General features: G+C 59.8%; 19 protein-coding genes. 9 read left to right on the top strand and 10 right to left on the bottom strand.

The window, feature by feature from the left end; genetic code table 11:
* The first annotated feature begins 12 nt into the window (after positions 1–12).
* From ABD653_RS10215 to ABD653_RS10190, 6 genes are all read left to right on the top strand, one after another.
* Positions 13–756, top strand: coding sequence for a polysaccharide biosynthesis/export family protein (locus ABD653_RS10215; protein ID WP_160778580.1), 744 nt, complete (start codon positions 13–15; stop codon positions 754–756).
* Positions 757–773: 17 nt separating this feature from the next.
* Positions 774–2936 (top strand): GumC family protein, encoded by a 2163-nt coding sequence (locus tag ABD653_RS10210; RefSeq protein ID WP_160778579.1) that lies wholly within the window; start codon positions 774–776, stop codon positions 2934–2936.
* Positions 2936–4060: a hypothetical protein gene (locus ABD653_RS10205; protein WP_160778578.1), complete on the top strand. Its 1125-nt coding sequence runs from the start codon at positions 2936–2938 to the stop codon at positions 4058–4060. The genes ABD653_RS10210 and ABD653_RS10205 overlap by 1 nt, the downstream gene beginning before the upstream one ends.
* Positions 4057–4626 (top strand): LbetaH domain-containing protein, encoded by a 570-nt coding sequence (locus ABD653_RS10200; RefSeq protein ID WP_160778577.1) that lies wholly within the window; start codon positions 4057–4059, stop codon positions 4624–4626. The genes ABD653_RS10205 and ABD653_RS10200 overlap by 4 nt, the downstream gene beginning before the upstream one ends.
* 123 nt (positions 4627–4749) lie before the next feature.
* Positions 4750–5295: an acyltransferase gene (locus ABD653_RS10195; protein WP_160778576.1), complete on the top strand. Its 546-nt coding sequence runs from the start codon at positions 4750–4752 to the stop codon at positions 5293–5295.
* Positions 5292–6098, top strand: a complete 807-nt coding sequence (locus tag ABD653_RS10190; protein WP_160778575.1) for a glycosyltransferase family 2 protein — start codon at positions 5292–5294, stop codon at positions 6096–6098. The genes ABD653_RS10195 and ABD653_RS10190 overlap by 4 nt, the downstream gene beginning before the upstream one ends.
* On the opposite strand, the gene ABD653_RS10185 is transcribed toward ABD653_RS10190, so the two are convergent.
* The 5 genes from ABD653_RS10185 to ABD653_RS10165 all read right to left on the bottom strand — a co-directional run bounded on the left by ABD653_RS10185 (position 6095) and on the right by ABD653_RS10165 (position 11567).
* A complete protein-coding gene (locus ABD653_RS10185) occupies positions 6095–7066 on the bottom strand; it encodes a glycosyltransferase family 2 protein (RefSeq protein WP_160778574.1) in 972 nt (323 codons plus the stop codon). The two genes, ABD653_RS10190 and ABD653_RS10185, sit on opposite strands and share 4 nt — an antisense overlap.
* Positions 7067–7100: 34 nt before the next feature.
* Positions 7101–8567 carry an SGNH/GDSL hydrolase family protein gene (locus ABD653_RS10180; protein ID WP_160778573.1) on the bottom strand — a complete coding sequence of 489 codons (1467 nt, stop codon included), beginning with the start codon at positions 8565–8567 and terminating at the stop codon, positions 7101–7103.
* The gene (locus ABD653_RS10175; RefSeq protein ID WP_160778572.1) at positions 8567–8917 is read right to left on the bottom strand and encodes a hypothetical protein; all 351 of its coding nucleotides are present in this window, start codon (positions 8915–8917) and stop codon (positions 8567–8569) included. The genes ABD653_RS10180 and ABD653_RS10175 overlap by 1 nt, the downstream gene beginning before the upstream one ends.
* A 54-nt stretch (positions 8918–8971) precedes the next feature.
* Entirely contained in the window at positions 8972–10177 is a 1206-nt protein-coding gene (locus ABD653_RS10170; protein WP_160778571.1) for a glycosyltransferase, read from the bottom strand.
* Positions 10178–10337: 160 nt separating this feature from the next.
* Complete coding sequence (locus ABD653_RS10165) at positions 10338–11567, bottom strand: WcaI family glycosyltransferase (protein WP_160778570.1); 1230 nt, start codon at positions 11565–11567, stop codon at positions 10338–10340.
* A 211-nt stretch (positions 11568–11778) separates the two neighbouring features.
* On the opposite strand from ABD653_RS10165, the gene ABD653_RS10160 reads away from it, so the two are divergent.
* Entirely contained in the window at positions 11779–12027 is a 249-nt protein-coding gene (locus tag ABD653_RS10160; protein WP_160778569.1) for a hypothetical protein, read from the top strand.
* Between the two features lie 72 nt (positions 12028–12099).
* Here ABD653_RS10160 and ABD653_RS10155 read toward each other — a convergent pair whose 3' ends face one another.
* The 5 genes from ABD653_RS10155 to ABD653_RS10135 form a co-directional block, all read right to left on the bottom strand.
* Positions 12100–13494, bottom strand: coding sequence for an exopolysaccharide biosynthesis polyprenyl glycosylphosphotransferase (locus tag ABD653_RS10155; RefSeq protein WP_234032138.1), 1395 nt, complete (start codon positions 13492–13494; stop codon positions 12100–12102).
* 96 nt (positions 13495–13590) lie between these two features.
* On the bottom strand, positions 13591–14625 hold the full coding sequence (locus tag ABD653_RS10150; RefSeq protein ID WP_160778568.1) for a DNA polymerase III subunit delta: 1035 nt from the start codon (positions 14623–14625) through the stop codon (positions 13591–13593).
* Positions 14622–15113, bottom strand: coding sequence for an LPS assembly lipoprotein LptE (lptE, locus tag ABD653_RS10145; RefSeq protein ID WP_160780339.1), 492 nt, complete (start codon positions 15111–15113; stop codon positions 14622–14624). The genes ABD653_RS10150 and lptE overlap by 4 nt, the downstream gene beginning before the upstream one ends.
* Entirely contained in the window at positions 15113–17638 is a 2526-nt protein-coding gene (gene leuS / locus ABD653_RS10140; RefSeq protein WP_160778567.1) for a leucine--tRNA ligase, read from the bottom strand. Before leuS ends, lptE begins: the two co-directional genes overlap by 1 nt.
* 24 nt (positions 17639–17662) lie before the next feature.
* Entirely contained in the window at positions 17663–18115 is a 453-nt protein-coding gene (locus ABD653_RS10135) for a DUF3576 domain-containing protein (protein ID WP_160778566.1), read from the bottom strand.
* A gap of 301 nt (positions 18116–18416) precedes the next feature.
* On the opposite strand from ABD653_RS10135, the gene ABD653_RS10130 reads away from it, so the two are divergent.
* Together ABD653_RS10130 and phbB are read left to right on the top strand one after the other, a co-directional pair.
* Positions 18417–19163 carry a hypothetical protein gene (locus tag ABD653_RS10130; protein WP_160778565.1) on the top strand — a complete coding sequence of 249 codons (747 nt, stop codon included), beginning with the start codon at positions 18417–18419 and terminating at the stop codon, positions 19161–19163.
* Between the two features lie 136 nt (positions 19164–19299).
* Positions 19300–20022 (top strand): acetoacetyl-CoA reductase, encoded by a 723-nt coding sequence (phbB, locus tag ABD653_RS10125; protein ID WP_160778564.1) that lies wholly within the window; start codon positions 19300–19302, stop codon positions 20020–20022.
* The last annotated feature ends 36 nt before the right edge of the window (positions 20023–20058 follow it).

Raw genomic sequence — 20058 nt, 5'->3', positions numbered from 1 at the left:
GGGAAGTATCGAATGCTTAGCAAGTGGTGCAGGGTTGCACTGGGTTTCGGAATCATGCTCGCAACAGCAGCATGCAGCACCGGCCCCGATCCCATACTTCCGGTAGGCAGCGCCGCCTACGAAGTTATTCCCGAAGGCAATGTCTTCGCGCCGCGCCGGGTCGAAATCGGCCCGAGCGATACGTTGCGCGTGACCGTTTTCCGCGAGCCAGACCTGTCCCTCGACAGTGTCATTGTTGACCCGGACGGGAACATCCAGATCCCCTTGTTGGGCACCGTCGATGCCGCAGGGCTCACCGCCGCTGAATTCGGCCGTGACCTGGAGCGTCGTTTCGCAACCCGCTTCCTGGTCGACCCCAGCGTGACAGTCGCGATTACGCAAAGTTCACAGCGGCAAGTTACTGTCGCGGGCGCCGTGACCCAGCCCGGAGTGTTCGAGATTCCCGGCCGAATCTCGCTCGTCGATGCTGTCGCATTGGCACGGGGCCCCACCAACATTGCGAAATACGATCAGGTTGTCGTCTTTCGCCGTGTCAGCGGAGAGCGGGTTGGCGGCGTTTTCGATCTGGGCGCGATATCGGCCGGTATTTCACCCGATATCGAGATATTGGCAGGCGATCAGGTAATCGTCGGCACCGATGGCCTCAAACAGGCCTATCGAGACGCCTTGCAGGCTGCTCCGCTGCTCAACGTATTCCAGACCTTCGCGGTCCTGAGCGACAGCAATAATAACAATGACAACAGTCCGTCCAACTAGACCAGGATCTGCCCAACGTGAACGCAACTGTTCCTCCTCCCGAGACATTTGAAGACGCGTTTGCCGACGAGCGCGGCATGCCCGATTTCGGCATCGATTTGCGGCGTGTATGGGCTGCAATCTATCGCCACCGTTTTGTCTTCGGTGGGTTGGTGGCCCTCGTGCTGGCAGCCGCTATTGTGCTCACAATGATCACGACTCCGGTCTTCAGTGCCCGCACGGCGATGCAGATTGACAGCGACACGTCGGACGTTCTTGAAGAAGAAACATCGTTCCGCTCCTTCGACTGGGACGTCGAGAGATTCCTGCAAACGCAAATCGACGTGTTGCTCAGCCGCGGCACAGCCATGCAGCTCGTCGAAGACATGGAGCTTGCCCGGGACGATACCTTCTTTGATAGAATGCAGGTTCCAGCGCCTGTTGTACCGGCGCCGGGCAAGACCTTGGCGGAAACCCGTCAGGATTCCATTGCCCGTATCCTGCAGGGAAATGTTGATGCAGACTTGCCCCGCTACAGCCGCATCCTCGACCTTACATTCGAAAGCCCGGACGCGGAATATGCCGCGATTATTTCGAACGCCTATGCCGAGGCTTTCATCGCCAGCAATCTGGAGCGGCGGTTTGAATCGTCCTCCTATGCCCGCGAGTATTTGCAGGAACAGCTGGCAGGGGCGAAGAAGGCCCTTGAGGATGCCGAGCGCGCGCAAGTCGAATATGCCAGAGCCAACAATCTCGTGAATCTCGACGGCGGATCGACCGGCGACGAGACCCCGCTATCCTTGACCCAGCAAACGCTGATCAACACCAATGATGCGTTGGGCAATGCCCGCAATGCCAGGATCATTGCCGAGGAGCGTTATCGCGCAGCGCGCAGCGGGGATCCGATGCAGATCCCCGAAGTCCAGACCAATGGATATATCGGCCAGTTGCAGCAAGAGCTTGCGATGGTAGAGGCCCAGCAAGGGCGCGATGCCAGCCGCTACAAGGCCGATCACCCGGTGATGCAGGAATATAGCCGCAGGACTGCTTCGCTAAGGAATGATCTGGGCAAGGCAGTATCCGATGTGCGGGGTTCACTGCGCCAGCAATACCAGGCTGCTTTGCGCAACGAACGGCAACTGCAGGGCAATGTGAACAGGCTGCGCAGTGGCACGGAGGCGGAGCAATCACGCCGGGTACAGTTCAACATCCTTGCCCGCGAGACAGCAACCAACCGCGATATGTACGATGCGCTCTTGTCGCGTTTCCAGGAAGTCAGCGCTTCGGCTGGCGTGACCAATAGCAATGTCTCGATCATTGATCGTGCCGAGACACCCTTGGCGCCTGTGAGGCCCCAACCCTTCGTCAATCTGGCTTTGGGCCTGATCGCTGGCCTGGCCCTTGGCTGCCTCTATGTCTTCCTGCGCGAATTCGTCGACGATGCCGCGAGAACTCCGGAAGACATTACCGAACGCTTTGGCCTGCCATTCCTAGGCAGTGTGCCCAAGCTCACCGGGACAGACGAAATCGGCACTTCGCTCGACAATCCCAAATCAAGCGTATCGGAAGCCTTCGCAGCCTTGCGCACATCGCTCGGACTGCTGGGCAAAGACGGGCTGGGCGATGTATTGATAACCAGCAGCCAGCAATCCGAAGGCAAGAGCTTTGTCGCCTACGGCATTGCCCGCAGCTTTGCGCGCGAGGGGCGCAAGGTTCTGGTCGTTGACGCCGATTTGCGTCGCCCGTCACAGCACAGCATTTTCGGTGTGTCGCGCGAACGCGGCCTGACCAACATCCTGACGCGGCAAATAAAGCCGGCCGAGGCCGCAACCCAGGTTCAGGAAAATCTCGACCTGATTCCGTCGGGTCCGTTGCCGCCATCGGTGCCGGAGTTTTTCTCCGGCCCAAGCTTCCAGGAATTCCGTGACTGGGCGCGCGCCAATTATGACATCGTGGTGTTCGATGGCCCGCCGGTCATGGGTCTCGCCGATACCGTGCTCTTGGCCCAGAAGATCGAGCACCTGATCTTTATGGTCGAAGCCGGTCGGGCCAGCCAGGGACGAACAGCTGCCGCAATCCGCCGGCTCAAGACCAACGAAGTCACGATCGATGGCGCCGTGCTCAATAAGTTTGATCCCCACAGTGCTGGCTACGGCTACGAGTACGGCTACTATTACAGCTATGCTTCGGAAACCGCCTGATGCGGCGCCCGGTGGCAATCGGGCTGACCGTATTGGCGGGTGCGCTCGGGTCGCTTTTCCTCGTGCCACGGGCTGTACCGGCAGCGGCGCCCTCTTTCGCAATTCTGGCGCCGTGGGATGCCTCACTACAAATGGCAGCTGCGGGCTCTTTTTGGAGCAATGGCGAGCAAGCATTGGGCGGTCAGTTCGCGTCCCGGGCAATCAAAGCCATGCCCTACGCGCAACCCGCATTGACCCTCGCTACGGTGGGCGGGGCGGCTGCGGACGAAACTGCCAGCCTCAATCTTTCGGCAGCGCTTGGCTGGCGTGACCCGATTACCAATGCACGCCTTGTCGAAGCAGCGCTGACCGCAAACAATCCGACGATTGCAGCACAGCGGGTCGATGCCCTCGGGAGAGCAGGTGGAGGCGAAAATGCGGCACGCGCCGCAGATGCAGTCATGCGCATGCAAGGGGGGCCACAAGCCCTCGCCGACCGTGCGAGCAGAAATTCGGAGGCGCTATGGTGGATTACCTATTTGCGCCTTCCGCCGGCAGACCCTGAAAGCCAAGCCGGTCGCCTTGCCTTCGCGCGTTCGCTTGATCGCGAAAATGGCCCCTGGCATCGCAGGATTGTCGGCACAATCAGCGCGAATCTCACGGCCGATGGTGCCGACGATGTGGCCAGGGAGCTGTGGCGACAGACGCTGGCCGACCCACGAGCCGTGAACTCGCTGCTGTATGATGGCGAATTCCGGAATCTCAGGATTGGTGGGCAAGCTTTGGGCGGAGAATGGCGAATCGTGCCACGCAGCCCGGCAAGGGTCGACCAGACAGGTGGTGCAGGCATCACTCTGACACGGCAGGCTGATGGAGCGGGGGCAGTCCTGATCCAGCAATTCCCTGCTGTGGAAGGGGCATTCCAGCTTCGTGCAGAAGGTCCGGATGCTGGGGATGGTGCAGAATGGCGCGTCCAGTGCGCAGGAGAAGGCTTACTGTTCCAGAGCGAGCGCGCCGTGGGGCAATGGCAGCTTGCCATCCCGTCCGGATGCGAGGGGATCACGCTGGAACTTCACATGCGGGAAGACGCAGTCAGCCAGAAACGTATCCAAGTGTCGAAGGTAAGCTTGGAGCAGGCTGGATGAGCGAGCCCCTCGACGCCTCGGAACACGGTACGCTGCGTGGCGGCCCCAGCTTTTCGCTTGCCAACCGGCTGGAGAGGCTGTGCTTCACGATTGTCTGGCGTGGCCTCGCCTGGCTCGCGCCGCCTCCGTTTGGCTGGGGCTGGCGCCGCCAGTTGTTGCGCCTGTTCCGCGCCCGGATCGCAAGCGGTGCCAAGATCTATCCGACTGCGAAGATCTGGCTGCCGCGCCATCTTGAAATGGCCGAATGGTCAACACTCGGTCAGGGTGTGGAATGCTACAACATGGCGCCGATCTGTATCGGGGCCGGTGCCATCGTTTCCCAGCGTGCGTTCCTGTGTGCGGGCGATCACGATCACAGAGATGCGTCCCACCAACTCGTCACCAAGCCCGTCACGATTGGGCCAAAGGCATGGGTCGCAGCCGAAGCCTTCATCGGCCCTGGTGTTGCGATCGGTGATGGCGCTGTGGTGGGTGCGCGGGCCTGCGTCACGCGCGACATTCCCGCTGGAACTATCTGGACCGGCAACCCCGCCCAACAGGTCGGCCATCGGCAGGAACAGGAGTGAACGATGAAGCTCCTGTTCCAGCTATTGATCCTCCCTTTGCCCTGGTTCCTGAGACGCCCCCTTTTGGGATTGTTACCCGGATTTTCCATAGGCCCGGGGGCAACAATCGGGCGCTCAATCATATTGGCGAAGCAGCTTGTCCTGGGCCGGGATGCCATCATCGGCAGCCTCACAGTCATCAAGGGACTGTCTCGCCTCGAATTGGGGGACGGCGCCCGGCTTGGCAATCTGAACTGGATTACGGCCGTGCCTGCGAATTCAGCGGACTTTTTCAAGCATCTGCCCCAGCGTGACCCGAGCCTGACGATCGGGCGAGAGGCCGCGATAACCCATCGCCACCTGATCGATTGCACCGGTGGCGTGACGATCGGTGCCTTTGCGACATTTGCCGGATGGCATTCCCAGATTATCAGCCATAGTTTTGATTTTCGTGCCGCCCGGCAAGATGCTGCGCCGATCCGTGTCGGGGAATTCGCCTTTGTCGGATCCCGCTGCACGCTCCTGAAAGGAAGCTCGCTGCCGGACCGATCGATGATTGGTGCAGGTTCGGTCTACGAATTGGACGATACAGGCCCCTTGGGGCTGTATCGCGGCAATCCCGCCGAGCGGGTCGGAGATTTGCCCGAGGATCTGGAGTATTTCCGCCGGACCAGCGGTTTCATCTCATGACACCGCGCTTCAGCGTCGTCACCATCTCCTACAATCAGGATGCCTTCCTGCTGGCTGCAATGGATTCGGTTCTGTCCCAGACACATGCAGAGATCGAGTACATCCTATGCGATCCTGGCTCCACTGACACAAGCAGAGCAATCATCGACGCCAATCCAGATCCTCGGATCATCCGGGTATTCGAACCCGATGAGGGCCCTGCAGACGGTCTGAACAAAGGCTTCGCGCAAGCCACGGGCGACATTTTTTACTATCTCAATTCAGACGATCTGGTGTTGCCAGGGGCGTTTGCATGTGCGGCGCAATATTTTGCTGCCCATCCGGAAGTCGATGTGCTGTGCGGCCATGCCGAAGTGATCGACGAAACCGGGAAGCACATTCGCTGCGTCTGGTCCGAGCCATTTCAGCGCTATGCGGTCGCCACTGGTGCGCATGTCCAGATCCAGCCCGCGACATTTATCCGGGCCGATGCGTTTAGAAAAGCAGGCGGCTTCGACGCTTCGGATCGGGGCAATTGGGACGGGGGATTGCTGACATCGCTGTTTCTGTCCGGAGCGCGGATCGAAGTGATCGATGCTGTCTTGGGCGCTTATCGGTTGCATGCCGACTCGATAACGATGTCCGGCAAGTTGGCAGAGCGACACCATGCCAATGCGTTACGCAATTTCGAACGCTTGATGGGGCGACCATGGGATTGGCGGGACGATCTCGGTTCGCGTGCGCTCCGGTTGGCGAAGCATTTGAGGCACCCGAGAAGAACGATCGAACGATTGCAGAAGGGTCCGTTGTTCAAGGCTGGCTAGCGCGGCAATTGCGTCTGCGAAGCGGCAAATGCCGCGAGGTCATGACCGGTGGCCTTGCTCAGTCTGTCCACCTTCTCTGCGGCGGTCTCGGCGCCATCGATTGTCTGCTCCAGTTCGACCCGCTTGGCATCGACAAGGAACCGATACCAGAAACCCTGCAGTACATGATAAATCAGGCCTGGCCTTCCATCGAGGAAACCCAGCTGCAGGATATAACGGTAGAGAAAATAGAGCAGTGGACCCAAGCCAGTTGGCAGTCGGTTATACCATCCGTTTTTGATCGTGCGTGTCTGCCTGGCCTGTCCAGTGCTCTCCAGCGCGCCATCTTCAGGCAGATCGAATAGAGCGTGCTTAGCAATCAACGCGTCCAATGCCTCTCGGGTGGCGTAGGCATCGTGCTTGGTGGTGAAGAACGACAGGTCGTTTTCATTCTGATCGACAAACGTCCCAGGAACATGACGAATGCGGCCCCGGTCGACGACAATATGCTCGTCCATCCAGCGTTGCTCGATCCGGCCCATACCGGTTCGCCAGAGTCGCAACAGCCGCAACGGATATCGCCCGCCATGCCGGATCCATCGACCCATGAAATGATGTTGGCGGTCGAGGCTGATTGCGCTGACTCCGCCGTCGCTGTTCGCCAAGGCTTGTCGGAGCGAGGCGACTAGGTCCTTGCCCAGCCACTCGTCGGCATCCAGGCGCATCGTCCACTCGGTGTTGATGCCGGTGTGATCTAGTGCCCACTGGAATTGGTCAGCATAGTTGACCCACGGACGTTCGAACACGTTGGCGCCGGTCGCAGCTGCGATTTCGCGGGTCTTGTCGTATGATCCGGAATCGACCACCACGATCCTGCTCGCGAGGCCATCAAGCGATGCTAGCGCACGAGCGATGTGGATTTCCTCATCTCGTGTAAGGACGACGACCGTCAGCGAAGGCACGCTGGCAGGGATGGTTGGCTGTTCCATTGTCATCATCCCTAGCTGCCAGCGTGCCGCCGGGCTAGATCAACGGGCGTCCGCGTAAGTGCTGCCGCAACAATGCCGCATTGACCGCGCCCAGCGCCCGATGGCCTTCCGGAGAGTAGTGGAAGTTGTCCACTCCAATGAAGCGGTCGGCGCTGCCCCAGCCTGAAGGACTGGCCGACGTACCATGGCCCGTTACGAAACAAGGGCCAACTTCACGGACGGGTTCCCCTGCCACGTGGTCATACTGCATCGCACCGTCAAAGCCGTAAACGAGGCGAGCGTGATGGAAACCCACGCTTGTAATCGCGACCCGTTCCCGATTGGGTCCGCTCCCGATCTCGACCACCGAACCGATCCGCAGGTTGACCAGCGAATTGTCGACTGCCGTATTACACGTGAACCCGTTGGGATGGGTTACGCTGTCGGGCGTACCATCATTTCCCGCTTGGCCCGCAGAAACGGGCGCATATAGCGTCGCCTCCGCACCAATCGGCTGACCGGCAAAGGCAAGAGGCAGTTCGACCGGACTAATCCAGTGCCCGCCCCCGCGTTCAATACCCGTGCGGATGGCGTCCAGCGTGTCAAGATTGGCTGCGCTCCAGGCTTCAATGCCGAAAGCGGTATCGGCACCCCCGACGACCTGCGTAGAGGGCAATGCGTCGCGGATGCGCCTGACAGTATGGAAAGCCCCTTCCTCCACTTCATCAGGCGGGACCAGAAAATCATTGAGGCCAGCATGCAAGAATACGAGGTCGGGGTTGTAAGGCACAATGTCGGTCGCAACACGGTCAGGTAGGGAGACTGCATTGCCATTGCCGTCATTGACGAAGCCGGTGCCGCCGACACCGCTGGGCCAGACGTCGTCCCAACCCATCGCATGGCCAAACCAAGTTGCCCAGTTTGTTGGTGCGGGAGTCGTGAAGCTGTCTCCAAAGATAATCGCCCGTGGCCCGCGCAAGGTAGCGGCAAACACGCTATCGGTGGGATCGGTGAAAATACCGGCGAAGCCCATGCCCCAAGAGATGAGATCGATCCGACGGCGGGCCAACATCCCGAAATCAAGAGTAACGATGGTCTGGCCTGAAGTCTGGTATGGCTCAAGTGAAAGAAACTTGTTGTCGACCCGGACGAGGAAGCCGTGCGGATTGCTTCGAACCTGCAGCTCGATCTTGGCACCCTCGTGAATGAACGACCACTGCTGGCCAAGCGTGGCGCGCGCGCCTGCATTCGAGGCGGTCATCACGCGGCCTTCGGAATAGGTAATGCCCGACTGGGTGCTACCCGGCAGGCCACGGCAGAAGGTAAAGACCCCGCCCTGAGGTGCCGAAGCCATTTGGTAGAAGGGCGTACCGCTGGAGGTCGGCCAATAGCGCGGGAGGGTAGAGGACGCGCTCTCGCTTACTGTCGGCATGGGATCAATCAATTGAGGAATGATGGCATCACCAGCAAGTGAGGTCAGCTTGTCGGGAGCCGCTGCGCGCGGAGCATGTAGCGCCAGCATCAGTCGAGCACCCACGCGTCAAACTGCGCTGTCTGATTGGCCGAGGCAACAGTGGACACGGCCAGGGGCAACATCGTGAGCCCGGGGGCGAGAGTCAGCGAAAGCGTGGATCCATCCTCAAGCGTGAATGAGGCGAGGCCGGCAACGCTGCAATCGACCAGGAGCGCGATGCCGGGCTCGACCGCGATATCAGCGGAGAGCATGCGCGCGCCACGCAAGGGTTGGTCACGACAGGGAACCGGATTGGTGGCGCTGACCGGCAACGCGGGTTCTCCGGGTACTCCTGTGGCTACGGCCGAAAGAGGGACAAATCGGGAAGGGTGGCGGATCGGGGGCAGAGAATCAGGCATGGCAACTCCTTTCGAGCTGCGCATAACCATTATGGTTATTTGTAGGAAAGGACTTTATCCGTTGTTGGTGCTTTCGTTCTGCGATCTCTCGAACAACGCCAAAATTCTCTCGGCGGTGCGGCGCATCGCGAATTCGCGATCGAATTGCGTGCGACCTGCCTGGCCCATGGCGGTTCGATCTTCCCGTGACATTGCCATGATTGTTGCAAGCGCCTCGCGCGCCGAGGGAGCATTGTTGTCACAAACGATCCCCGAACCGGCCGCACTGATTGTGCCATGGAGGTTGACCTGATCAGAGATGACAACTGGGCGGGCACACGCCAGTGCTTCGGCCACCACGACGCCAAAATTCTCCTGGTGTGAAATCAATGCCATCGCTTCGCAGCCGTAAAGCGCGCCCCACTTGGCGTTCCCGCTCAACATTCTCGGCCAGTCTGTGCGCGCGCCAATGCCAAGCGCTTCTGCCTGCGCCCGCAGCTTGGTCACATATCCGGCATCACCGGGCCCGGCCATGACCAGCCGCAAATTGGCCGGCAGATCAGCAGTCGCGAAGGCCTCAAGTAGGATCTCGCACCCTTTCTTGGGGTGCAAACGACTGAGGAACAGCAGGTACGGCTCACCTGCAGCATCGGGAACAGCCTCAGCGAAAGCAGCGGCCATGGCCGGGCTTCGAACCGGTGGCTCGCCGGTGCCGAACCCCACCACCTCGCTCTCAATTTTCTTCCAGCCTGGCCAAGCCTCGATAGCCAGGTCTCGCTCTTGTTGCGTCGTGAACAAGGCGGCTTCCGCCCCTCGCAACAGCACCCTTTCATTCACCCGGAAAAGCTGTCGCTTGATCCATTCCTTACCGGGCTGCGTTGTGCGGAAATAGGGATCAAGCATGCCGTGCGAGAATACAGCGTAGGGCACTCCGGCGCGGGGCAAGACCCATCGTGCAGTCAAAGTGGATGTGTTCCACAATCCATCGACGACGACTGCGTCATAGTTGGCCAGGTTTGTTCGCAACCAAGAAATTGCTTGCGTCGGCGGGCGAAGTTTCTCTGCCCATTGCCCGAGTGCGCCAGGAGCCTCAGTTCTTTGGTGGCCAAGCGCGTGGACAGGTGAGGGTGCCGCTGCCACCCAAGGATCATCCGGAGCATCGAGGGTCAGCAGCTCCTGGACATGGCCCATCGCCCTGTAGGCATCGCCAAGTTGGAAGACCCCTTCGATGGCGCCGCCCATGGCGGGATTGGAATCTCCGACGACATGGAGAATTCTCACGTGCGGTCTCGATCCCGGCCGCCTTCTTTGAGGTAGTGTCCGCCCGTGCGCTCATCGATCACCCGGGCCTGCACCATGGCAATATAAGAAGCTGCTGACCGCCGTAAGCCCGGGATGGCTTGCGCCGGTGCCGATGCTTGTGTTGCCAAAATCGATATGCTCACTGTCGGTGGTCCTGCAGGGCACTCTCTAGCGCATCGCCGAATGCGTCAAGCAGTCCGGTGCGCGACCAACGCTCGTTCGCCCTGATTTTCGCCTCGTTCCCGAGAGTTTCGCGGCGGTCCTGGTCATCGGCCAGCGCCGTGATTGCATTGGCAAATGCCTCCCTGTCATTCGTGCTAACAACAATGCCGCATCCTGCTACCTCTCGGGCCAGCGCAGTTCCCGGGTCGGCGCTAGTCACGACAGGCCGACCCGAAGCGAGCATGTTCGCGAGCTTCGAGGGCAATACGAGATCAGCTGCCCCGGGCAGCTGCGGCAACATGTGAATATCCGCGACCGCCAAGAGTTCGGGCAGTCTGGATCGCGGTTGGAGCGGCCTGTAGTGCAGATTGGGCAGTGCTTCCGCCGCTTGCTCTACCAATGTCACCGCTGGACCTTCACCACAGACGACAAAGTGCAAGTCAGCCCGGTTCCGCGTTCGCTCCGCCGTATCAAGGATGAGATCGATACCCTGCTTCCTGGCAAGATTGCCCGAGTAGAGCGCGATTTTCCTAGCAGGCAATCCCAATTCGGCCCGCATATCTTCGGGGCGAATACCTGCTGCACCCACGCCTGGCTCGGCCCAATTGCGAAGCTCGTGCAGTTGCGCTGCTCCAGCTCCCTTGCTTCGGGCCAAGTCCAACATGGCTGGAGCGATTGTGCTCACATGGTCGAAACGCTTGATAGCCGAGCGCTCGAATCGCGACGCCGGGTTCGCCAGTGAGGCGGGCAAGAGACTTGTCGCCAAGGCTGCACCGACCTCAAAGTCCTGAATATGCAGCCAAGACAGCGCCCCGGCCTTTCGCGCCAATCGCAAGGCGACAGGCGCCGCGAGCAGCGCCGGGGCAATCGCGACAACCGCATCGGGTCTGAAGTCTGAGCCTTGGCGATGCACGGCGCGGGCAGCATTGGCGGCGAACGAAGCGTAATGCGCCATTCGGCGTGCAGCAGTTGGCCGCGCAGGAATATAGTGGGGCACGCGCAAGACCTCGACCCCGTCTTCAACTCTCCCCGCAAACCGGTTCTTGTAACCTGCTGCAAGTGACCAACCCGGATAATAGGGCGCACCGCAAATGACCTGCACGCGATGTCCGCGTTGCGCCAGAGACGTGGCCCAGCCTTGCGTGTAGGGCCCGATCCCGATGGGCTCGGGGGCATAATTCAGGCCGATTATGGAAATGAACGCCACGATTCCCCAGTCCTACGCCCGATTTGCCGCGCATAGGGTGCAAACCTGCCCGAATGCTGATTGAATACAAGCCAAGACTGGCCTTCGCCACGACTTGCGCAACGGTATGGTAAGGTCAACACGCTAAGCCAATATCCCCATCAGGGACCAAAACTTGACCCCTGCGCTTGATCGTTTACATCGTGAAAGCTGAATACACCGGAGAATACCGATGAAAAAGCTTCTTGCAATGACCGCCGCGGGTCTTCTCGTGTTCGGCTCGACCGCCTCGCTGGCGGAAACGCGTCCGGGCGCGACAGAGTTTGCACAGCCGGTTTCAAGCGTAAGCGATATCGGCAATCAGGATGAAGACGACGATGGCGACGGCAAGAAACTTTGGCTTTTCTTGCTGCTTGGTCTGGCTGCGATAGGTGGCATTATTGCCGCCGCAGGGAGCAGTCAGGGCAACAGCCCCCGTTAAAAACCTCTGCTTGCGAAAAAGAGCCGCTCCCTCGATTGAGGCAGCGGCTCTTTTCGTTTCTGCGCCGATCACTCAGTAAGCCCGCTCGTGGGTGAGGACGAACAAGGTTCGCCAAACAATCGCAAGATCGCGCTGCAAGGACCATCGGGCGATGTATTCCAAATCTGCCTGCAACCGGTCCGACAGATCATGCTCTTCCTCTGTCGCTCCTCTCAGTCCGCGAATCTGCGCAAGGCCGGTCAAGCCGGGCTTGAGCGCATGGCGATGCCAGTATCGCGAGTCGACTTTCCAGAACAGCTTCTCTCCGGCCTGGCTGCCGGGGGCATGAGGCCTCGGGCCGACAATGCTCATTTCGCCACGCAAAACGTTAATGAGCTGCGGCAATTCATCAATACTACGCCGCCGCATGAAGCCCCCGATTCGGGTCACGCGATCATCATCGCGGGCGGTTGACCGCGTACCATGTGCATCCTGTGCGGCAACGCGCATCGAACGAAACTTCAACATCGGGAAGAACCGGTTCCCATGCCCGGTCCGTTTCTGCACAAACAAGACTGGCCCACGATCTTCGATCCAAATGGCAAGGCCGAGCAGGAACAAGAACGGGGACAGGACCAGGAGCGCGAGGCTGGCAAATACCAGATCGAATAACCGCTTCGCTGCCCGGGCGCGCAAGCCGAGTGGCCCTGCGCTGACAACCAGGGTCGTCGCCTCTACGCCTTCGTATCGATGGACATTGATCGCGCCAAGCCGCTGAGCGGTGTCGCTCACGATTTCACCGTGAACGCCGCTGGCTTTGAGCGCGAATGCCCAATCATCGCGACGTTCGGCAGGGCAGCTGACCACGACTTCATCCTGATTGAGCAGGACCTGGCCAAGCCGGTCGAGGTGATCGGGATCGTCCGCCTTCGGATCGAGCCCGAATCGAGCCGCCTCCACCCGCTGGTTGGCCGCAATAGGTAGATCAGGACCACCATCGAGGATCAGCAACCGGTTGCGGACAAAACCCGCCCACCGCCGCTCCACAAGACGTACGGCCGCCACACGTATCCCGACCATGATCAGGCCGCTCAAGACCAAGCCGAGAGTGAGTGTGACGCGAGAAAACGTCGCGCTCGTCTTAAGATAGAAGGCAACGAATGCGAGCAGCGCCGCTGCGATCATGAGGGCCGAAAGTGCCCGCAGACTCGCGTAGCGGGCATCGAGCAGGGTTCTGAGCGAATAAGTCCCCTGATACATGGCGATGGTCAGGAAGATCGGCAGCAACAGATAGGCTTGCCGCAAGGCCTGAGGGTCCGGAATACGGCCGAGATAGAGTGCGCCCGCCAAGAAGAACGCGACCAAGATCGCGGCTATGTCTACCGCGACCAGCAGCAGATAGGCCCTCAGACGTCTCCTCTCGAGCGAGGGCGCAGGCGTGAAGCTTTGATCCCTGGCGGAATCTTCCATTTCGAAAGGCGCGTTCAACTCGGCCCGTCCTTCGCTTGCCGTCAACGCTTGTCCTCGAAGCGGCCGGTGTCGGCGAAGGCTACTGCAATCAGGGAAGGTCGGTCAATGCAGACGCTATTTTGCCGCCGCTGCCGCCGCCCGGGCGATCTGGGTCAGCTCTTGCGCAAGCAGGATTTCCCCGGACTGGCTGTTGGCCAAGAGGTGTCGGTGCAGGGCGGTTAGCCGGGCCACCAACCGATCTAGCCGCTTTCCGCGCCAAATCCGCAATTGCTCGCGCAAATCGCGCTCGTCTTTCCAAAAGATACGACGGGCCTGTTTCTCCGACTGGATAAACCCGTTCACATCGCTGTTCCTGCCCAGACGGGCGGCAAGTTGCGCCAATTGGGCCGCGCGACGCTCGAACGCGAGTGCAATACCCACGGGATTGAGCGACAGCTCGCGCATCCGCGCCATCTCGGCTGGCAGCTTGCGGATATGACCAGAAAGCGCGGTGTTCACGAGCGGCATGAAGCCGTCTTCCTCGGTCTTCGCACCGATCTGTTCCCAAGCGGTGATATCTGCATTCTGGGGTGATGCCGGAGACGCATCGAGATAAAGGGCCAGCTTGGTGACTTCGGATTTCGCCAATCGCTGATCGAGACCTGAGGCACGCGCGATGCGCTCTGCCAGATCTCCGCCCAGGCGCAAGCCTGCGCCATCGGCCAGATCGCGAACCGTACCCGTCATGCTGCGCAAATCGGGAGGGTAGAACATCGCAACCAGGGCATCGTCGCGGTTGGCTAGCAGCTTCGCCGTGCGCGACTTGTCGGTTGCTGAGGTCGCGACCACCAGTACCGGACATGCTTCGCCCTCGCCTTCGAAGAGTGTTGCAAGTGCATCATGCGCCTCGTCCCCGTTTGCGCGAACAAAGAGATGCCGCGTGTCACCGAAAAGCGAAGTCGATCGTGCCTCATCACCCAACAGCACGGGGTCCCGCCGCAAATCAGCACCGGATATCTCTACCCGCTCGCCGGCATCCGGCAGCATGGCATGTATGGCTTCCGCTGCGGCTGACGCCCCTGCTTCATCCGGTCCGCAAAAGAAAAAGACAGTGCATTGACGCGCAGCTCTCTGCGCCTGACTGGCAAAGTCCCGCTGGGTTGCCTTCACTGCTCTTTTCGCAAGGTGAGCGATACGCGAGTGACGATGCGGTCTGCCACCTCCTGTGTCAGGCGTTCCAATGCGCTCTGCTCGGCCGCGATTGTGGCGTATTCACTCGAGACAACGTCGATCCCTGCATCCGACCCCGCGGTCGCATCCAGCAGGATCGTATCGTCAGTCAGGTCCACCAGCTGGTAGCGAGCCCGCAATGTCCGTCGCTCGCGGCCGATCGTATCATCGTTGAGCAGGCCGAGCCCTTCGAGTTGGTCATCAAGACGGATATCGAGGCGATAGCGCGGTGCTGTATTCCTGCCGCCGATGGACAGACGATCGCGCAGCGCATTGCCCATGAGCCAACCCTCGCGGCCCGGAATGTCAGAGACCTGGATCGCCCCCAGCCCCTGGACCGCGGCACTCTTGGCACCGCCCCCATAGACCGGCTGCAGACCACAGGCCGTGAGCGCAGCCAAGGCCAGAAGAGGAAAAACGGCCCGCATCATGTGACGATATTTACCAACCGGTCAGGCACGACAATTACCTTACGAATATCTGCTCCGTCGATTGAACGCTGGACCTTCTCGCTTGCCAGCGCAAGGGCTTCCAGATCTTCCTTTGCGGCCCCCTTGGGTGCGGTCAGCGTATCGCGAAGCTTGCCCATATGTTGGACGGCAATGGTCACCTCGTCATCCACCAGAAGCGTTTCATCGACGGTGGGCCATGGCGCCTCGGCCAACAGGCCCTGGCCGCCAATTTTCTGCCAAGCCTCCTCGGCAAGGTGCGGCATCATTGGCGATGCCAGATGCAAGACCGCGCGAATTGCTTCCGAACGGCTGGCGCTAGGCTGGGCCTTCTCGATTGCAGCGGTGAGCTCATAGATGCGAGCCACTGCCTTGTTGAAACCGAGCGCCTCGATATCGCCGGCGACCGCAGCGATCGTCTGGTGCATCTTTCGGGCCAAAGCTTGGTCGTCACCCTGCGCTGCTACGTCGTGTTGTTCGAACAGTCGCCACAACCGCTGCACAAAACGCCAGCAGCCTTCAATCCCGCTCTCCGACCAAGGCAGGTCGCGCTCCGGCGGGCTGTCCGACAACATGAACCAGCGCACGGCGTCAGCTCCATACCGCTCTACAATTGTGTCCGGGTCGACAACATTCTTCTTCGACTTGGACATCTTTATCACGCGGCCAACTGTCACCGGGAAACCGTCGTCCTTGAGCTTTGCGCCTTTGCTTCCGCGATCGACCTCTTCCGGCTCGAAAAAGGTTTGCTTGCCGCTCTGCGGATCGCGCCGAGAATAGGTTTCATGTGTGACCATGCCTTGGGTGAACAGACTCGAAAAAGGCTCAGCAAATGGCAAGTGCCCGGCATGACGCAGGGCGCGGGTCCAGAACCGAGCATAGAGCAGATGCAGGATCGCATGCTCGATCCCGCCAATATATTGCTCAACGGGCAGCCATTTTTCGACCTCTTCCGGATCAAACGGCCGATCATCCGGCTGACTGGCAAAGCGCAGGAAATACCACGAACTGTCGACAAACGTATCGAGGGTGTCGGTCTCACGCTCCGCCAAGGATCCACATTTGGGGCAGGTGGTCTTTTTCCAGGTCGGATGCCGAACCAGCGGATTGCCCGGTGTCTGGAAGTCGACATCGTCTGGAAGTGTGACTGGTAGCTGGTCGCGAGCGACAGGCACGACGCCGCATCGATCACAATGCACAAAGGGAATGGGTGTACCCCAATAGCGCTGGCGCGAAACACCCCAGTCGCGCAGACGCCAGACTGTTTGTCCGTTGCCCCAGCCGTCCTTTTCGGCCCGGTCGATCACTGCCTTCTTGGCCGTTTCGACATCCATTCCGTCAAGAAAGCCAGAGTTGACCACGACGCCTTCACCGGGCTCCGCTTCGCCCGCGAAGGGCTTCTCCGAATCCTCGGCACTGGCTGCAACAACTCTTGGAATCGGCAACTGGTACTTGCGCGCGAAATCGAAATCGCGCTGATCATGGCCTGGCACCGCCATTATTGCCCCAGTGCCGTAATCCATCAGAACGAAATTCGCGATGAAGACCGGAAGCGGCTCTCCGGTAAACGGGTGTTCCGCCGTGATGCCAGTGTCAAACCCCAGTTTTTCAGCCGTTTCGAGATCGGCAGCCGTGGTCCCGCCGCGCTTGCACAACTGCACAAATTCGGCGGCCTTCTCAGACGCCTGGGCTGCAGACTTGGCAATCGGATGGTCCGGCGCGACAGCCACGAAAGTGGCACCAAAAATCGTATCGGGCCGGGTCGAATAAACCTCCAGCGATTGCCCATTCGAAAGCTCGAAGCGGAACTGGAGCCCTCGGCTCTTGCCGATCCAGTTTTCCTGCATCAGCCGGACTTTTTCCGGCCATTTGTCTAGGTCGCCGAGACCTTCCAACAGTTCGTCTGCGAAGTCGGTGATCTTGAGAAACCACTGATTCAGCTTTCGCTTTTCCACCTCGGCGCCAGATCGCCAGCCCTTGCCATCGATTACCTGCTCGTTGGCCAGCACGGTTTGGTCAACCGGATCCCAATTGACCTCGCTTTCCTTGCGATAGACCAATCCGGCTTCGAACAAATCGATGAACAGCGATTGCTCGTGGCCATAGTATTCCGGGTCGCAGGTCGCAAATTCACGCGTCCAGTCGAGCGCGAATCCCAGCCGTTTGAGCTGGGCCTTCATGTTGGCTATGTTGCCACGCGTCCAGCCGCCGGGATGGACGCCCTTTTCCATGGCCGCATTCTCGGCCGGCATGCCGAAGGCATCCCAACCCATCGGATGCAGGACTTCGTAGCCGCGCATCTTTTTGTAGCGCGCCAGCACATCGCCCATCGTGTAATTGCGCACATGCCCAATATGGATGCGTCCGCTGGGATAGGGAAACATCTCGAGCACGTAGCTCTTGGGTTTGTCACTGTTGCTATCGGCGGCGAAGCACCCGGCTTCATCCCATGCATGTTGCCACCGTCCGTCGGCCGAGGACGGATCGAAACGAGTCTCAGTCATGATATCCCCGTAGGGAAATGCAGCTTAGCTGGCTACAGCCTGGCGACGCAGTTCGCGCGCTTTCGTCAGGATAATGTCTTCCAGCTTCTGCACTGTGGCGGCCTGAACCGGGGCATCGACCCAGGTTCCACCCTGGGCGACCTGGCGACTAGCCGCAACGCGCAAGGCATCGGCGCGCAAATCCTGGTCCAGGATCGCGACAGTCACCTTGACCCGCTCACTCGTATTGGAGGGGTTCGTATACCAGTCGGTCACGATAACGCCGCCGGCGCTATCCGCCTGCAGCAATGGCGCGAAACTGACAGTCTCAAGCGAAGCCCGCCATAAATAGGAGTTCACCCCGATTGTCGTCACTTGCGACGCAGCAAGGTCAGCCTGCGGACGATCCTTGCCGCCACAGGCAGTCAGGGATGCAAGCGCAACGCCCACGAGGGCCGTGCGGGCAAACGAAGTAGGATTGGCCGGAAAAATGCTCATGGAATGGATCTGTCGTCCTCAACTAGATGTGCAAGCCTCTATAGCCTCCATCGCGTGCGCGGCAAGTAAGGCCTCTATCCTCCCTATGTGCCGCCTTTGCGTGTATCACAGGTGAATGGGCGCCGCGTTGGCTAATCCGCCTTTGTGGGCGGGATGCAACACATTCAGGTAATGACTCAGGCGGACTGTGGAAAAACTGGCCATGCGGCGACTCGCAGCCTAGTCTTTTCATCAGAGCTTTCACGAGTCGTTCAGCCAGAATGTGCTTTTGTGAACGTTCTGAACGGGGATGAGTATAAAAATGAGCCGCAATTTTGCATCGACTATCAAGCAGGGCCTCGTGCCCACGCTGGTCGCTGCAGGTGCGCTTCTTGCCATTCCGACGGCCAGCTTGGCCGTGTCAGACGCAGTGTTCGCACCGCTCGACCAGAACGCACCCCGGTTTACTCCGGGCAGTGTCGACCCCGTCCTCGCAGAGCGCGTCAACAATCGGTATGCGGCCTCGCGCAAAGCTCTTCGTTTTACACCCGCCGGTGGCAAAGCGCCCGGCTCGCGCACAGTAACCGTCGCGGTCCGTGTTGACGATGAGACAGCGCGAGCCATTTCCGTACGCTCCGCTATCGACATGGCCGAGAACACGCCGGGCAACCGGAAGGTCACAATTGCGCCGACCCGCTTCGATCTGGGGGTTGCACGTGGTTATCAGAGCTTCGCCAAACCGGCAGCCAGGTTGCCGGCCGGAGTTTCGAAGATTGAAATGCCTGACCTGGCGCAGTTCCGTCCCAGCGACGCCACGGCCGAAGACAAGCCGAGCAGGTTCCAGCCACGCATTGCACTGGAAACAGAACGCAACCCGGGTCGTGCTCCGCGCACGCTCGAGGGCTTGGGCGAACAAAGTGTCGATCTGGGCGGCTCGTACCGGGTTTCGCGCAATATTGATGTGACTGCCGGCGTCCGCTTGTCGCAAGAACGCGATCGCCTTGCCCCTCTGACTGACGGTGTCGAAGACAGCCAGGCAGTCTATGTCGGGACCCAATTGCGTTTCTGACCCTCAATCGAAGGTCTAGCTACCGTTGACCTGAATTCGATTGCATGACCCCGCTCCGGCGGGGTTTTTCTTTGCCCGCACCACTGCCTGACGTTACGTCATGCAGAGCAAATATGCAGGCATGGAGGGATCGGATATGGCACGAGTAGCGATTGTAACGGGCGGGACACGGGGTATTGGACGCGCCATTTGCGAGACTTTGAAGTCCGATGGCTTCACGGTCGTCGCCAATTATGCCGGCAATGACGAAGCCGCCCGAGAATGCGCGGAAGAGACTGGCATCCATTGCTACAAGTGGGATGTCGGAAACCACGAAGACGCTATGGCAGGCTGTATCAAGGTGGCGGAAGAGGTCGGGCCGGTTGATGTTGTCGTCAACAATGCCGGGATCACACGGGACGGGACCTTGCTGCGGATGAGCTACGAAGACTGGCATGACGTCATGCGGGTCAATCTGGGCGGTTGCTTCAATATGGCCAAGGCTTGCTTCCCGGGCATGAAGGAACGGGGATGGGGGCGTATCGTCAATATCGGCTCAATCAATGGTCAGGCCGGGCAGTATGGCCAGGTAAACTATGCCGCAGCCAAATCCGGAATTCATGGATTCACCAAAGCGCTCGCCCAAGAAGGTGCGCGCTTCAACATCACTGTGAATGCGATCGCTCCGGGCTACATCGACACCGATATGGTCGCAGCGGTTCCCGAACAGGTTCTGGAAAAGATCGTCGCCAAGATTCCTGTTGGCCGACTGGGCCACGCCGAGGAAATTGCCCGCGGCGTAAGCTTCTTATGTTCGGATGACGCCGGTTTCGTTACCGGCTCCACTATGAGCATCAATGGCGGCCAACATATGTACTGATCGGCACTCAGAGCCGCGTGTTTCTGCCCAAAATAC

It is taken from the genome of Parerythrobacter jejuensis, assembly GCF_039536765.1.
GTDB lineage: Bacteria > Pseudomonadota > Alphaproteobacteria > Sphingomonadales > Sphingomonadaceae > Parerythrobacter > Parerythrobacter jejuensis.
Note: the sequence above shows the minus strand (reverse complement) of the source record. Positions and strands in the feature narration are given on the sequence as shown.

Excerpts from the sequence above, each read along its gene's own strand:
- ABD653_RS10215 (WP_160778580.1), top strand. The coding sequence starts at position 13 with ATGCTTAGCAAGTGGTGCAGGGTTGCACTGGGTTTCGGAATCATGCTC.
- ABD653_RS10205 (WP_160778578.1), top strand. The coding sequence starts at position 2,936 with ATGCGGCGCCCGGTGGCAATCGGGCTGACCGTATTGGCGGGTGCGCTC.
- ABD653_RS10200 (WP_160778577.1), top strand. The coding sequence starts at position 4,057 with ATGAGCGAGCCCCTCGACGCCTCGGAACACGGTACGCTGCGTGGCGGC.
- ABD653_RS10190 (WP_160778575.1), top strand. The coding sequence starts at position 5,292 with ATGACACCGCGCTTCAGCGTCGTCACCATCTCCTACAATCAGGATGCC.
- ABD653_RS10185 (WP_160778574.1), bottom strand. The coding sequence starts at position 7,066 with ATGGAACAGCCAACCATCCCTGCCAGCGTGCCTTCGCTGACGGTCGTC.
- ABD653_RS10180 (WP_160778573.1), bottom strand. The coding sequence starts at position 8,567 with ATGCTGGCGCTACATGCTCCGCGCGCAGCGGCTCCCGACAAGCTGACC.
- ABD653_RS10175 (WP_160778572.1), bottom strand. The coding sequence starts at position 8,917 with ATGCCTGATTCTCTGCCCCCGATCCGCCACCCTTCCCGATTTGTCCCT.
- ABD653_RS10160 (WP_160778569.1), top strand. The coding sequence starts at position 11,779 with ATGAAAAAGCTTCTTGCAATGACCGCCGCGGGTCTTCTCGTGTTCGGC.
- lptE (WP_160780339.1), bottom strand. The coding sequence starts at position 15,113 with ATGCGGGCCGTTTTTCCTCTTCTGGCCTTGGCTGCGCTCACGGCCTGT.
- leuS (WP_160778567.1), bottom strand. The coding sequence starts at position 17,638 with ATGACTGAGACTCGTTTCGATCCGTCCTCGGCCGACGGACGGTGGCAA.
- ABD653_RS10135 (WP_160778566.1), bottom strand. The coding sequence starts at position 18,115 with ATGAGCATTTTTCCGGCCAATCCTACTTCGTTTGCCCGCACGGCCCTC.
- ABD653_RS10130 (WP_160778565.1), top strand. The coding sequence starts at position 18,417 with ATGAGCCGCAATTTTGCATCGACTATCAAGCAGGGCCTCGTGCCCACG.
- phbB (WP_160778564.1), top strand. The coding sequence starts at position 19,300 with ATGGCACGAGTAGCGATTGTAACGGGCGGGACACGGGGTATTGGACGC.